A 13,862-nucleotide genomic window follows, 5' to 3' on the forward strand; every position below is an offset into this window, starting at 1 on the left:
TAGCAGCAGAACATCATTGGAACACATCACCAGATAGTGCGTTGCTGTTTTTCAGTTGGCTGTCGGGTGCTTGTTCATGTTCAGAAGACTGTTTGTCTTTCGTTAGCTGCCTATCTAACAGAATATGGCAGATTTCGAGTGTCAGTCCAAACGCCAATGCAACGTACAAATAGCTTTTGTCCACATGGAACCCATACCCTTCTACAACCAATAATCCCCCTAGCAAAATCAGGAATAACAGCGCTAACAACTTCAAGCCTGGGTAAGCGGTAATGGTTATCTGAATCTTCTCTGCCACCGCCAACATGATGATTGCAGAGATAACGATCGCAGCGATAATGATTTCGACATTGTGTACCAGTGCAACCGCAGTAATCACTGAGTCAAACGAGAACACCGCATCAATCGCAATAATCTGCAACACGATCATAGTGACACTATTCTCAAGCGCGCTTTTCTCTTTCTTCTCTTTCGCCAGCAACCAACCCAACAGCTCCTTAAAGCTCTTAACTAGAAGGAAGGCTCCCCCAACAATCAAGATTAAGTCCTTGCCCGATAATCCTCGGTCAAACACCGTGACAAAAGGTTCAGTGAGCGACATTAGCCAAGTGACAGAAAACACCAAACCAATGCGGGTTAACACCGCTAATCCAATACCAAGATTACGAATACGACTTCTGAGCCTGACAGGCAGCTTCTCGACCAAGATGGAGATAAAGATAATGTTGTCGACACCGAGAATAACTTCGAGCAGCAAGAGCATGCTAAATGACGCGAGATAATCAACGTACATAACGGCCTCTTCTTCGAGTTATTTTCAACCAAGCCAAAGAAGCTAAAGGTTCAACCATTAGCCACAGCATCATTAATTGGACAATAAATAAAGTCATCATGGTTATGACGGCTCCACGTTATTGCGCGCACCTAAAATGCCGTCTAAATAGCCCTGCTTTCTTAGCTTCATAAAGCAGAATACAGCCAGTTTTAAAGTAATCAGTATCATCAGAAATCTAACTCAGTAGTGAATGGCCGGACATTCTACGAACTGGTCAAATAGCTTCATCATCAAAGCGTCACCTATAGATAAAGACGATATAACAATAATATAAAGTTATTTATATCAGTAAGTTAAAGTCATTAACTGGCAGGTAAGGTACTGTTTGGGCAATCAGAGACTGGAGAAGTGGGCAGGAGAATAAAACGATAATGGTTTAATGATGTATTGAAAGCAGCGCGCCATAATAATGCAGCCTCAACAATTCAGAGGTCACCATGCAAAGCTACATCGAAACCATTTTTATGACGCTAAAAGAGTACGATTTGCTGCTCGCTATGCTGTTCATCTTTATCTACTGGCTACTTAAACGCTCGACAGAGAAAGCCATCATCACCCTCGCCCAAAAGAAAACCGTCGACGCTACACGCACCGCTTTTATCAACCGCTGCTTTAGTATCATTTACTTCGGTTTCTTGTTCGCGACGTATTTGATTGTCAGTGGTATCGGTTACGGTAACTTTTCGATTTTTATCTCTTCGGTGTTCACCGTCATAGGCGTAGGTTTTATTGCTCAGTGGTCAATTTTAAGCAACATCACCGCCAGCTTTCTTATCTTCTTTGTGTTTCCCTACCGCATTGGGGATTCAATCGTCGTAGCGGATGGAGGCGGCATTGAAGGCAAGATATTAGACATAAAGATGTTTCATACCCTTATTCGACACCCAGAAGGAAACATCATTACTTATCCAAACTCTCTTCTACTACAGAAAAGCGTGACTAAGGTGACCGGTAAGAATTTGAAATATGCGGCATCGACGCCCAAGAGAGCAATCAAAGACAAAGGTATGGATATAGAGAGTGTGATTGAAGCTAAGGTGTGAAATACAAACGAGAAGGCGTGAAGTGTAAGCAAGAAAGCAGAAAATGAAAGAGAGTTGAAACGCGGTTATCCCTAACAGTAAGGGAATAACCGCGCATTTCGATAGCAACTAAGCGTTAACACCTGTCGCTTTAAAGTCAGGGTTGACCGCAGTCAGCTTCTTAACAATGTAGTTCAGAAGCACGCCGTACATAGGAACGAACAAGCCTAAGCTGATGATCAATTTGAAGCCGTAGTCGACTAAAGCAATCTCAGTCCAGTGTTCAGCCATAAATGGATCTGGGCTTTGGTAGAAAGCAATCGCAAAGAAAGCGATGGTATCAATGGCATTACCGAATAACGTTGAACACGTTGGGGCAACCCACCATTGTTTAAGCTGACGTAAGCGGTTGAAAACGTGAACATCTAAGATCTGGCCAAGTAAGTAAGCCATGAAGCTTGCCGCTGCGATACGTGCAACAAACAGGTTGAACTCGCCTAATTGGCTAAAGCCTTGGAATGAGCCTTCAAAGAACACCACTGACAAAAAGTAAGAAACGGCCAGTGCAGGTAACATCACTAAGAAAATGATTTTACGAGCAAGCTGCGCACCAAAAATGCGTACAGTCAGATCAGTCGCTAGGAAGATAAACGGGAAAGTGAAAGCACCCCAAGTGGTGTGCATACCGAAAACGGTAAAAGGTAGCTGAACCAGATAGTTGCTTGACGCAATAATGACCAAATGGAACAAAACTAATAGTGCTAAGGCTTTGCGCTGTTGCGCAGGGGTAAAGTTACTCATGCTGTACCTTTTTAGTTTGGTTTGGGGGTGAGGGAACCCAAATCGAGTCATTTCTTCGAATAAACTAAGAAAGCTCTTACCAATAATGTGAATTAAAAATGTATCTATAATTTGCTCTATCGAGCGGCGGGCGATTATACATTAATCAATATTGGCTGCAATGGTGAGAACAAACGCAAACGTTTATTCTCACTTTTATTGGTAAATGGCGTTAGAAACCAAGTTTAAAAGCCAGGCTTAAAAGCTACGTTTAGAAGCGGTGCTAAAAGTTAAAAACCGCGCTTGAAAAGCGTCGCGAGATAATCAAACTCTTCTCGGCTCTCTTCCGCGTTCAACGACTCAAACCAGATTGATTCACTGTAATGTTCAGACTTTAAAAACATCTTACAATCTTCAAAATCGATCAACCAAGAGTGCATGTCGGCATCCCATTGCTTTTCAACTATAGAAGCGGACAACAATGCCACCAGCTTTTCACCTAACACTTCGTAAGAATCAAAATCAAAACTTGGAGACGTAATCAATAAACGTCCTTCCTCAGCCAAATACTCTCTTAAGCCAAATTCTGTTTGTGTTGTCATGTCCCTATCAACCTTATTATTTTTCTATGATCTCATCGTTTTTAGAAGCTAAACGATTTTGCAAACTAGCCGTGTGTCGTGATGTGTTCTTGAATCAAATCTAAGAATGGGTCTGCGTACTTATCAAGTTTACGTTGACCAACACCGTTAACCGCCAGCATCTCACCGTATGAGGTAGGCAATACTTCAGCCATATCAATCAGAGTAGCGTCACTGAATACCACATAAGGTGGCAAACCATCTTCATCAGCAATTGATTTACGTAGCTTACGCAGTTTGGCAAACAGCTTCTTATCGTAGTTCTTGCTGCTGAGTTTATCGGACTTAGCATTACGCACCGCCGTATCCAAACGAGGCACAGCCAATTCCAAAGACATCTCACCACGCAGTAGCGGACGCGCTTCCTCTGTTAACTGCAAAGTCGAATTACGAGTGATATTCTGGAACAGCAAACCTTTGTGAATCAGCTGACGGAAGATACTGATCCAGTAGTCGTGGCTGTGATCGCGGCCAATGCCGTAAGTTGAGAGCTTATCGTGACCATTATCGCGCACTCGGATGTTCTGCATGCCACGCATCACTTCCACCACATAACCCATACCAAACGACTGATTCACACGGTACACACAAGACAACGCCTTCTGCGCCTCTTGAGTCGCATCAAAATGCTTGGGTGGATCTAGGCAGATATCGCAGTTGCCACATTGCTTCTCGCGATATTCGCCAAAATAGTTGAGCAGAACCTGACGACGACAAGTCTGCGCTTCAGCAAAGGCACTCATCGCGTTTAGCTTATGCATCTCAACCTGTTTCTGTGGGCCTTCTTCTTTTTCATCCAGCATACGACGCAGCCAACCCATATCAGCCGGGTCAAACAACATCATAGCTTCAGCAGGTAAGCCATCACGACCAGCACGGCCAGTCTCTTGATAGTAAGACTCGATATTGCGTGGAATATCAAAGTGCACCACAAAACGAACATTGGGTTTGTTGATCCCCATACCAAACGCCACGGTCGCGACAACGATCTGAATATCATCACGTTGGAAGGCTTCTTGAACGTAAGCGCGCTCATCAGTGTCCATGCCAGCGTGATAACCCGCGGCGCGAATACCGTTATTGCACAACTTCTCGGTTACCATCTCGACTTTCTTACGGCTACCACAGTAGATGATGCCGCAATTACCCTTCTGTGTTTCTAGGTAACGAACCACCTGTGACACAGGCTTATGCTTCTCGACGAGATTGTAGCGAATGTTAGGACGGTCGAAGCTGCCCAAGTAGGTATGTGGATCCACCAGCTGCAGACGCGAGATAATGTCTTTGCGCGTTGCATCGTCGGCGGTTGCCGTCAGCGCCATATAAGGCACGTGCGGGAAATATTGTTTAAGTTGGCCTAATGATGCGTATTCCGGGCGGAAGTCATGTCCCCATTGAGAGATACAGTGCGCCTCATCCACCGCAATCATCGAAAGCGGTAAACCTTGAAGACGTTCGATAAAGTCGCGCATCAACACACGCTCTGGCGACACATAAACCATCTTCAATTGGCCTGAGTTCATGCGATTAAACACACTCATCAGTTGGTCACGTGGCATTGAAGAGTTAATGCACTCAGCCGCAACACCGTTCGCCTTCAATTGATCGACTTGGTCTTTCATCAGCGAGATCAGCGGTGAGATAACCAGAGTGAGCCCCTCACGAACCAAAGCTGGAATCTGGTAACACAGTGATTTACCACCACCGGTAGGCATAATCACCAAGCTGTCTCTGCCTTCAACGGCCAGATCAATGACCTCTTGCTGACCATCGCGAAAGCTTTGATAGCCAAACACATCTTGGAGGATGTTTTGCGCATCATTCGCGGGAGTCGGTATTTGCTCAGCAATCAGAGTGGCGGTCATTATGGTTCCTAATCGAGGTATGAAATCAGCAAGCATCATTCGCAAGCAAGTCGCACATTGTAGAGGGGAACGCTGGCGAATTAAACCGCAAATTGTTAGGTGAAAAGGGTTAACGCTCCTATACTGACCAACTCTCTTATAAATCTTATTAATAAGCACTCAGTGCTAGAGAAAGATGCATGACACAAGAACAACAACAACGTACGCGCCAAGGAATTTTGCTTGCAGTTGGTGCCTACACGATGTGGGGTATCGCCCCTATATATTTCAAATCCTTAAGTGAAGTTTCCCCATTTGAGATTCTCAGCCACCGTGTAGTATGGTCTTTTTTCCTACTCGCTTTTTTACTACACGTTAGCCGCAGTTGGCGTAAAGTACGCGACACCCTCACCTCAAAGCCAAAAATGCTCTATTTGGTGGCGACCTCTATCTTGGTGGGTGCTAACTGGCTGATCTTTATCTGGGCAGTAAACTCCAATCACATGCTAGATGCCAGTTTGGGGTATTACATCAACCCACTGATTAACGTGTTGCTCGGGATGTTCTTCCTTGGCGAACGCTTACGTAAGCTTCAATGGTTTGCGGTCGCCCTTGCTGCAATTGGCGTGATCATTCAATTGATCGCATTTGGCTCAGTGCCAGTCGTTGCCATTGCCCTAGCCTTCAGCTTTGGTTTCTATGGCCTACTGCGTAAAAAAGTCAGCTTAGAAGCGCAAACGGGCTTGTTTATTGAAACATTAGTGATGCTGCCGATCGCCGCAACGTACTTGTTGTTTATCGCAGACAGCCCAACCTCAGATTTTTCGATGAACCCGATGCAACTCAATCTATTACTAATTGCAGCAGGTGTTATCACCACGGTTCCGTTGCTTTGTTTTACTGGTGCAGCAACCCGCTTGAAGCTATCGACACTCGGCTTCTTCCAGTACATAGGCCCTAGCCTGATGTTCTTGTTGGCGGTTCTTATCTATGGTGAAGCCTTTACCAGTGACAAAGCGATCACCTTCGCCTTTATCTGGGGCGCTCTGGTTATCTTTAGCTTTGATGGTCTGCGCCACAGCAAAAAGAACAAGCGCGCGAAACAGTAGCACTGATCGTTTTTTACAAGACAATCTATAAATACAGAGATAAGCTTGGTTGAATTGATGATAATTTAACCAAGCTTTTTTATGCCATGGATAAAGTCCACTACTACTCAACACCTAGCCAAGATATCAGCCTGATCCAAGCTCAATACCAAGAGTTTGCCTTTCAGCGCCACTATCATTTGGACTTTCACATCGGCCTAATCACTCAGGGTCAGCAAAAGTTTGTCTATAAAGGGACAAGCTACCACGCTGGTGCTGGACAAGTGGTGATGATGCCACCAGATGAACTGCACGATGGCCATTCAAAGCTAGAATCTGGCTACCAAGTGAGTGTGTTTGCTGTCTCGCCGCAATGGCTAGGCGATCTTGCCGATCACAGAGAAAATGGTCATGCTTTAAGCTTTTCGGAGTTGATCCTCTCCGATCAAGCGACTTTTTTACAATTGTGCAACCTTCATGGACTACTTATCAATCCAAACATCAGCCAACTCGCTCAAGATTGCCTACCGTTTGAAGGATTCTCGATAATAGTTGATCGTTACGCGCAGTTCGGATCGAAAACTCAGGTGCAACTTGGTACTCAGTCGGTTAACACGCTAAAAGACTATTTGATGGCAAACCTCGACCAACCAGTGCGCCTAGAGCAGCTGTCTGAACTGTGCGATCTCACCACCACACAGTTTCAACGCCACTTTAAGAAAAAAATGGGCATTACCCCTTATGCTTGGCTAAGCCGTTTACGTATGGAACAAGGCATGCGACTGATTAAGTCAGGTGTAGGCGGAACCGAGGTCGCTCATCAAGTTGGATTTTACGATCAAGCCCATTTCTCAAAGGCATTTAAGACCGCATTTGGTGTTTCCCCGTCGAAAATTAACTAAGTGTTGATAATTTACAATTGAGAGATTCGAAATCACGGTAAGCTGCGTTCAACAACTCTCAACAGAACAACCCAGTTATTGGAACAGATATGAATGAAGTCACCATATTAGTCACCCTCGCCTCTATCCACTTTATTGCCTTGATGAGCCCAGGCCCTGACTTTGCCCTTGTGGTACAAAACGCAACACGCCACGGACGACAAACTGGCTTATACATTGCTCTAGGTTTATCTTGCGGGATCTTGCTGCATTCATTGTTGAGCCTGACGGGTATCAGTTATCTGGTTCATCAGCACCCCACTCTTTTCGCCACCATACAGTTAGCTGGCGGTAGTTACTTGCTGTATCTCGGTGTTGGTGCACTAAAGGCAACTTGGCAGATCATTACTCATCACGAAGATGAGACCAATCCTGTCGATTCAAAGGATCTGATCCTCACCAATAAACGTCAGGCCTTTTCGAAAGGGTTTGCAACGAACATCTTGAATCCAAAAGCCTTAGTGTTTTTCATCAGTTTGATGTCGAGCTTGGTTCCTGCAGACATGTCGCTGTCGGGCAAAGGCCTTGCTTTGATCATCCTATTCGGCCTTTCGCTATTCTGGTTCTCGCTACTGGCGTGGATGCTTTCGACTAAAACCCTACAAAAGAAGCTTAGCGAAGCAACAGTCTACATTGATGGCTTGTGTGGCGTGCTATTCAGCCTGATTGGCCTAAGTATTCTTTGGCAGTCGCTGTCTGGTTTAATCGCTTAAATTCGAATCAAGATTACAATTCGTTAACAACGCACTGGCTATCTTATCTTTCCACTGCCAACCTAGCTCTGCATATTAAAAGGAGAAGATCATGCAGTGGAAAACAAAACTAACAACCCTCGCCACTTCTACCCTACTTTTTGCCTCTCACGTCAGTTGGGCAAATCAAGCTGCCGATTCCGTCGCTCCAGAACAAAGTAGTGGTTTAGAAACCAAACAACTCGTAAAAGCCAACGACTGGATGGTCACTGCGGCCAACCCACTGGCGACCCAAGCGGGTGCCGATGTACTTGCTCGTGGTGGTAATGCCATTGATGCCATGGTTGCCGTGCAGCTGATGCTTGGCTTAGTGGAGCCGCAATCATCAGGTATTGGCGGTGGCGCATTCCTTGTTTACTTTGATGGCAAGGACAAGCAACTCAAAACCTACGATGGTCGTGAAACCGCACCACTTGATGCAACACCACGTCTATTCCAAGACGAAAACGGCCAACCACTTAAGTTTTACGATGCTGTGGTTGGTGGTCGCTCAGTGGCGACACCGGGCACAGTCCAACTGCTGTGGGACACTCACCAAAAATACGGCAAGTTAGAATGGGCATCGCTGATCAAACCTATCGCTCAACTGGCTGAAAAAGGTTTTACCATCAGCCCTCGTCTAGCGACCTTGATTGAAAATGACCAAGAACGACTAAGCCGTTTTGCCACCACCAAGGCTTACTTCTTTAACGCCGATGGCAGCCCGAAAACCGCAGGTACGCTACTTAAGAACCCTGAATACGCCGCAACCCTAAACGCTATCTCAAAGGATGGTGCTAAGGCTTTCTATCAAGGCGAGATTTCTGCTGACATCATCAACACAGTACAAACGGCCAAAGGTAACCCGGGCGTATTGGCACAGAAAGACTTCGATGCGTATTCAATTAAGCAACGTGAACCGGTTTGTTCTGCTTATGAGAGTTACGATATCTGTGGTATGGGACCACCAAGTTCAGGCGCCTTAACGGTTGGGCAGATCTTGGCGATGACCGAGCAGTTTGATCTGAAATCATGGGGGCCAAACGACGCGAAATCTTGGCAAGTGTTAGCGGACGCTTCTCGTTTAGCCTTTGCAGACCGTGGTATGTACATGGCAGACCAAGATTACGTGCCAATGCCAACCCAAGGGTTAGTGAATACTGACTATTTGCAGGAACGTGCCCAGCTAATTACCGCAGGAAAGGCATTAGAGAGTGCACCATCAGGTACCCCACCGTGGGATCATGTCATGTTACGAAGCCAAGATGTGTCTATTGAACTGCCATCCACCAGCCACTTCAATATTGTCGACAGCGATGGCAATGTAGTATCGATGACCACCACCATTGAGAACGCATTTGGTTCACGCTTGATGGTGAGAGGCTTCCTACTCAACAACGAACTGACCGACTTCTCATTCAAGACGCATAACGATGGCAAGCCTATCGCCAACCGACTTGAACCGGGTAAACGTCCACGTTCCTCAATGGCACCGACCATCATCATGCAAGACGATAAGCCTTACATGGCGATCGGTTCTCCGGGCGGCAGCCGCATCATAGGTTATGTCGCGCAAGCCATTATTGCCCATACCCAGTGGGACATGGATATCCAACAAGCGATCAACCAACCTCACTTCCTAAACCGTTTCGGAACCTTAGATTTGGAAAAAGGAACATCGGCGGAAAACTTCAAACCTGAGCTAGAAAAGATGGGATTTGAGGTCAACGTTCGCGATCTTAACTCGGGTTTACACGCCATTCGCATCACAAAAGATGGTCTAGAAGGTGCTGCAGACCCTCGTCGTGAAGGTGCCGCTATCGGCCAATAAGGGAAAATACTCCCTTTTTACTCCCTGCCTTGTGCGAGATCTCTCACAAGGCAGTGAGTAAATATCGATATTTAACTGCGAAATTAAGCACCTAAATATTGTAACCAATTGAAATTAAACAATACGTACATTTATCATTCAAATAATTATATAGAAATTCGCTTATGCACCATTGCTGATAAATAAGGAGTCGGTAATATGAATGGTGTCGGAAGGATGCTGACACGGAACAGGAAACGCCAAGGACTTGGTTATCTTCAGGATGAAGATTCGATTACTCAGGATGAATAATCGGCACGGATAGCGAAATGGACATTGAATGGACGCAATAGTAACTAGGATGGTTGCTACTAAGGAAAGACAATGGACACCTCTGGACGAGGAAAGGACTGAACATCAGGATGATGTAAAGGACACCGCTCAAGGAACAAGTGACGCGCGCTAACGAGGATTGTTGGCAGATCAGGATAAGATCAAGGACACCGCTAGGAAGGCGACGAAAGGAATACGCTGAAGGATAACAGCACACTATCATGGATTTGATGCATGGAGCACACTTAGTAGCCGGATTGCTGCGAGTAAGACTATAGACCCCGATGAGCGTAAACTCTCGGGGTTTTTCTTTATCTGTAGTCCCACTTTTCTTCCCCTAAAACAAATAAATCAAAGACCTTTGATTACAATTCTGACATTTAAACCATTCACTTCTTAATCACTTCCGAGTAACGTAAGTCTTACTAGGCTCAACTAGTTTCATAACCATAATTAAATTAAGGACAAATTCATGTCACACGTTACCTTCAAAGGCGCTGCTGTACCGCTAACTGGCACATTCCCACAAACTGGCGAACAAGCACCAAGCTTTGCACTAACTGCAGGCGATCTTTCTGAACTGACTCTTGCTTCTCTTGCAGGCAAGAAAGTGGTTCTAAACATCTTCCCAAGCATCGACACAGCAACTTGTGCAACGAGCGTACGTACGTTCAACGCAAAAGCGGCAGAACTTGAGAACACGGTGGTTGTTTGTATTTCTGCTGACCTACCATTTGCTGCAGGTCGCTTCTGCGAACTAGAAGGCATTGAAGGCGTTCAACACGCTTCAACTTTCCGTTCTCCTACATTCGCATCAGACTACGGCGTAGCGATTGCTGAAGGTCCACTAGCAAGCCTAACAACACGTGCAGTTGTCGTTGTTGATGAAAAAGGTGTGGTAACACACAGTGAATTGGTTGCAGAGATCACTGAAGAACCAAACTACGAAGCGGCACTTGCAGCACTGTAAGATCCCTTCTAGTCAGTCATGCATTGTGATCGCTTAAAGCGGTACGCAATAAAAAAGAGCAGCCATTAGCTGCTCTTTTTGTTTTCAATAGTGAACGGTTATTAGATGCTAAAGTATTAGATTAAAGCTGCTCTAAACGCGCGTAAGCCGTTACTAACCACTTAATCCCTTCACCGTTAAACGCCACCTGAACTCGGCTTTGTGGGCCACTTCCTTCGAAGTTGATGATAGTGCCTTCACCAAACTTAGGATGCTTCACGCGAGAACCCAAGCTAAAGCCTGTTTCATTGAAGTTCTCTTTCACAGCGGTTTGGCTAAAGCGACCACTGCTTGCAGGGCGGCTGACTTGCGCTTTCATACGCACTTCATCCAGACAGGTCTCTGGCAGCTCACGAATAAAGCGTGATGGCTTATGGTACTTATCCTGACCGTACAGACGACGCATTTCTGCGTAAGTGATGTAAAGCTTCTCCATCGCACGGGTCATGCCTACATAACACAGGCGACGCTCTTCTTCTAAACGCCCCGCTTCTTCGGCAGACATCTGGCTTGGGAACATGCCTTCTTCGACACCCACCATGAATACCATTGGGAACTCTAGGCCTTTAGCACTGTGCAGCGTCATCAACTGAACCGCATCATCGAACTCATCGGCCTGACCTTCACCCGCTTCCAAAGCCGCGTGAGTTAAGAACGCCGTCAGCATACTCATCTCATCCGCTTCTTCCGGCTTTTCAAACTGGCGAGTTGCCGTAACCAATTCTTCCAAGTTCTCAATACGTGCCTTCGACTTCTCGCCCTTCTCTTGCTCGTACATCGCAAACAGACCCGACGATTTGATCACGTGGTCAGTTTGTTCATGCAGGCTAAGCTCTAGCGTGTCGTCTTCTAGCGCATTAATTAGCTCGATGAAACGGCTCAATGCACCTGCTGCACGGCCTGGCAGTACTTGCTCTTCTATCAGAGCAAGACTTGCTTGCCACATCGTTGCACCACGGTCACGTGCTGCGAAACGAATCGTCTCTAGAGTTTTATCACCCAAACCACGCGTTGGTGTGTTTACCACACGCTCAAAAGCAGCATCATCGTTACGGTTACCCATTAAGCGCATGTAGCTCAAGGCATCTCGGATTTCCTGACGCTCGAAGAATCGCATGCCGCCGTAGATTCGGTAAGGCAAACCACCTTGAATTAACGCTTCTTCAAGAACACGAGACTGGGCGTTATTACGATAAAGCATTGCGGTATCTTCTAGCGCACCGCCTTTCTCCTGCCACTCTTTGATCTTGCTAACCGTGAAACGCGCTTCATCGAGCTCGTTGTAAGCCGAGTACACTGAGATTGGCTCGCCATCGTTGCCGTCTGTCCACAACTCTTTACCCATACGCTCGGTATTGTTCGAGATAAGCTCGTTCGACGCCTGCAGAATGGTTTTGGTTGAACGGTAGTTTTGTTCTAGTCGAACCGTTGAAGCGCCCGGGAATTCATCCAAGAACTTCTGAATATTTTCGATCTTAGCACCACGCCAGCCATAGATAGATTGGTCATCATCGCCCACGATCATCACACGACAATCAGGCCCCGCCATCATGCGTAGCCAAGCATATTGGATGTTGTTGGTATCTTGAAATTCGTCGACAAGAATGTGCTTGAAGCGAGCTTGGTAGTGCTCTCGGATATGCTTCTTATCACGCAGCAGTTCGTGTGCTCTTAGCAAGATCTCCGCAAAATCGACCAAGCCTGCACGGTCACATGCCTCTTGGTAAGCAGAGTAGATCTTAAGCCATGTTTGAGTTACTGGATCATGGTAGGCATCAATGTGACTTGGGCGTAGACCTTCATCTTTCTTGCCGTTGATCCACCAAGAAGCTTGCTTGGCAGGCCACTGTTTTTCATCGAGGTTTTGCGCCTTGATTAAGCGACGCAGCAAACGAATCTGATCATCTGAATCGATGATCTGGAAATCTTCTGGCAGTTTTGCATCTAGGTAGTGAGCGCGAAGGATACGGTGACAGATGCCGTGGAAGGTACCGTTCCACATGCCTGACGAGCTACCCATCATCAACTCTTCAATACGACCACGCATCTCTGCTGCCGCTTTGTTGGTGAAGGTAACCGACATAATAGAGAACGGTGATGCTTGCTCTACGCTTTGCAGCCAAGCAATACGATGCACCAACACTCGCGTTTTACCACTACCAGCACCTGCCAGAATAAGTAGGTTTTCTAAAGGTGCCGCGACCGCCTCACGTTGTTTGTCGTTTAGGCCATCGAGTAAAAGCGAAGGATCTATCATTGGATATGCTCACTACTGGGTATTTATACATAAAAGTTGATTATAACCTAAACACTAGGCTGCGTTTAGGATAATAAGAAGAAAAAACAATCAAAAATTAACATCATAAAATCAGTAACTTAAACCATGAATTATCATTAATATTGATATTTTTTATAATGCCATGAAATTATTTCCTAGTTCTTCCTATCCTTTTTAGTAAGCAAGTTAACAATTCATTAACCTGCGATGTAAAAATACTATTAAGTCCTAGAGGGAATGACTATGAAAAATTCTAATCTTGCTGTTACAGCTGCAATCACAAGTGTACTAGCGTTTGGCGGTGCAGTTCTTACATCAGCACCTGCGGAAGCAGCAGCGAAAGAAAAATGCTACGGCGTGGCAAAAGCTGGCCAAAATGACTGTGCAACCAAAACAAGCTCATGTGCAGGTACAGCAAAAGAAGACAACCAATCCGATGCATTCGTAGTCGTTCCTAAAGGACTATGTGGCAAATTAACTGGTGGTAACACTCAATCATCATAATTGAGCTGCTTAGTATGGTGGGCTGATATTCAGCTCACCTCCACTT

The 13,862-nt window shown here is 45.8% G+C and carries 12 protein-coding genes; 7 read left to right on the forward strand and 5 right to left on the reverse strand.

All coding sequences use genetic code 11. The annotated features are described in order from the left end of the window. Window positions 1-13: 13 nt before the first annotated feature. Window positions 14-793 carry a TerC family protein gene (locus L0992_15650; GenBank protein XGB67083.1) on the reverse strand — a complete coding sequence of 260 codons (780 nt, stop codon included), beginning with the start codon at window positions 791-793 and terminating at the stop codon, window positions 14-16. A 479-nt stretch (window positions 794-1,272) separates the two neighbouring features. On the opposite strand from L0992_15650, the gene L0992_15655 reads away from it, so the two are divergent. Continuing rightward, on the forward strand, window positions 1,273-1,878 hold the full coding sequence (locus L0992_15655; protein ID XGB67084.1) for a mechanosensitive ion channel family protein: 606 nt from the start codon (window positions 1,273-1,275) through the stop codon (window positions 1,876-1,878). A 108-nt stretch (window positions 1,879-1,986) separates the two neighbouring features. Here the strand turns inward: L0992_15655 and L0992_15660 are convergent, their stop codons facing one another. The 3 genes from L0992_15660 to recQ all read right to left on the reverse strand — a co-directional run bounded on the left by L0992_15660 (window position 1,987) and on the right by recQ (window position 5,143). Further along, on the reverse strand, window positions 1,987-2,658 hold the full coding sequence (locus L0992_15660; protein ID XGB67085.1) for a 7-cyano-7-deazaguanine/7-aminomethyl-7-deazaguanine transporter: 672 nt from the start codon (window positions 2,656-2,658) through the stop codon (window positions 1,987-1,989). A gap of 269 nt (window positions 2,659-2,927) precedes the next feature. Further along, on the reverse strand, window positions 2,928-3,239 hold the full coding sequence (locus tag L0992_15665) for a DUF3630 family protein (GenBank protein ID XGB67086.1): 312 nt from the start codon (window positions 3,237-3,239) through the stop codon (window positions 2,928-2,930). A gap of 65 nt (window positions 3,240-3,304) precedes the next feature. After that, window positions 3,305-5,143 carry an ATP-dependent DNA helicase RecQ gene (gene recQ, locus L0992_15670; GenBank protein XGB67087.1) on the reverse strand — a complete coding sequence of 613 codons (1,839 nt, stop codon included), beginning with the start codon at window positions 5,141-5,143 and terminating at the stop codon, window positions 3,305-3,307. 179 nt (window positions 5,144-5,322) lie between these two features. Here recQ and rarD point away from each other — a divergent pair, with 179 nt between their 5' ends. The 5 genes from rarD (at window position 5,323) to tpx (ending at window position 10,995) form a co-directional block, all read left to right on the forward strand. After that, window positions 5,323-6,231 (forward strand): EamA family transporter RarD, encoded by a 909-nt coding sequence (gene rarD, locus L0992_15675; GenBank protein ID XGB67088.1) that lies wholly within the window; start codon window positions 5,323-5,325, stop codon window positions 6,229-6,231. An 86-nt stretch (window positions 6,232-6,317) separates the two neighbouring features. Beyond that, window positions 6,318-7,112 carry an AraC family transcriptional regulator gene (locus L0992_15680; protein ID XGB67089.1) on the forward strand — a complete coding sequence of 265 codons (795 nt, stop codon included), beginning with the start codon at window positions 6,318-6,320 and terminating at the stop codon, window positions 7,110-7,112. A gap of 89 nt (window positions 7,113-7,201) precedes the next feature. Then, the gene (locus L0992_15685; protein ID XGB67090.1) at window positions 7,202-7,864 is read left to right on the forward strand and encodes a LysE family translocator; all 663 of its coding nucleotides are present in this window, start codon (window positions 7,202-7,204) and stop codon (window positions 7,862-7,864) included. A gap of 91 nt (window positions 7,865-7,955) precedes the next feature. Then, window positions 7,956-9,713, forward strand: coding sequence for a gamma-glutamyltransferase (gene ggt / locus L0992_15690; GenBank protein ID XGB67091.1), 1,758 nt, complete (start codon window positions 7,956-7,958; stop codon window positions 9,711-9,713). Between the two features lie 784 nt (window positions 9,714-10,497). Further along, the gene (gene tpx / locus L0992_15695) at window positions 10,498-10,995 is read left to right on the forward strand and encodes a thiol peroxidase (protein XGB67092.1); all 498 of its coding nucleotides are present in this window, start codon (window positions 10,498-10,500) and stop codon (window positions 10,993-10,995) included. Window positions 10,996-11,116: 121 nt separating this feature from the next. Here the strand turns inward: tpx and uvrD are convergent, their stop codons facing one another. Then, window positions 11,117-13,291 carry a DNA helicase II gene (gene uvrD, locus L0992_15700; GenBank protein XGB67093.1) on the reverse strand — a complete coding sequence of 725 codons (2,175 nt, stop codon included), beginning with the start codon at window positions 13,289-13,291 and terminating at the stop codon, window positions 11,117-11,119. A gap of 264 nt (window positions 13,292-13,555) precedes the next feature. Between uvrD and L0992_15705 the strand changes: the two genes are divergently transcribed. Next, on the forward strand, window positions 13,556-13,816 hold the full coding sequence (locus L0992_15705) for a DUF2282 domain-containing protein (GenBank protein ID XGB67094.1): 261 nt from the start codon (window positions 13,556-13,558) through the stop codon (window positions 13,814-13,816). Window positions 13,817-13,862 lie beyond the last annotated feature (46 nt).

It is taken from the genome of Vibrio pomeroyi (assembly GCA_041879425.1).
Lineage (GTDB): Bacteria > Pseudomonadota > Gammaproteobacteria > Enterobacterales > Vibrionaceae > Vibrio > Vibrio pomeroyi_A.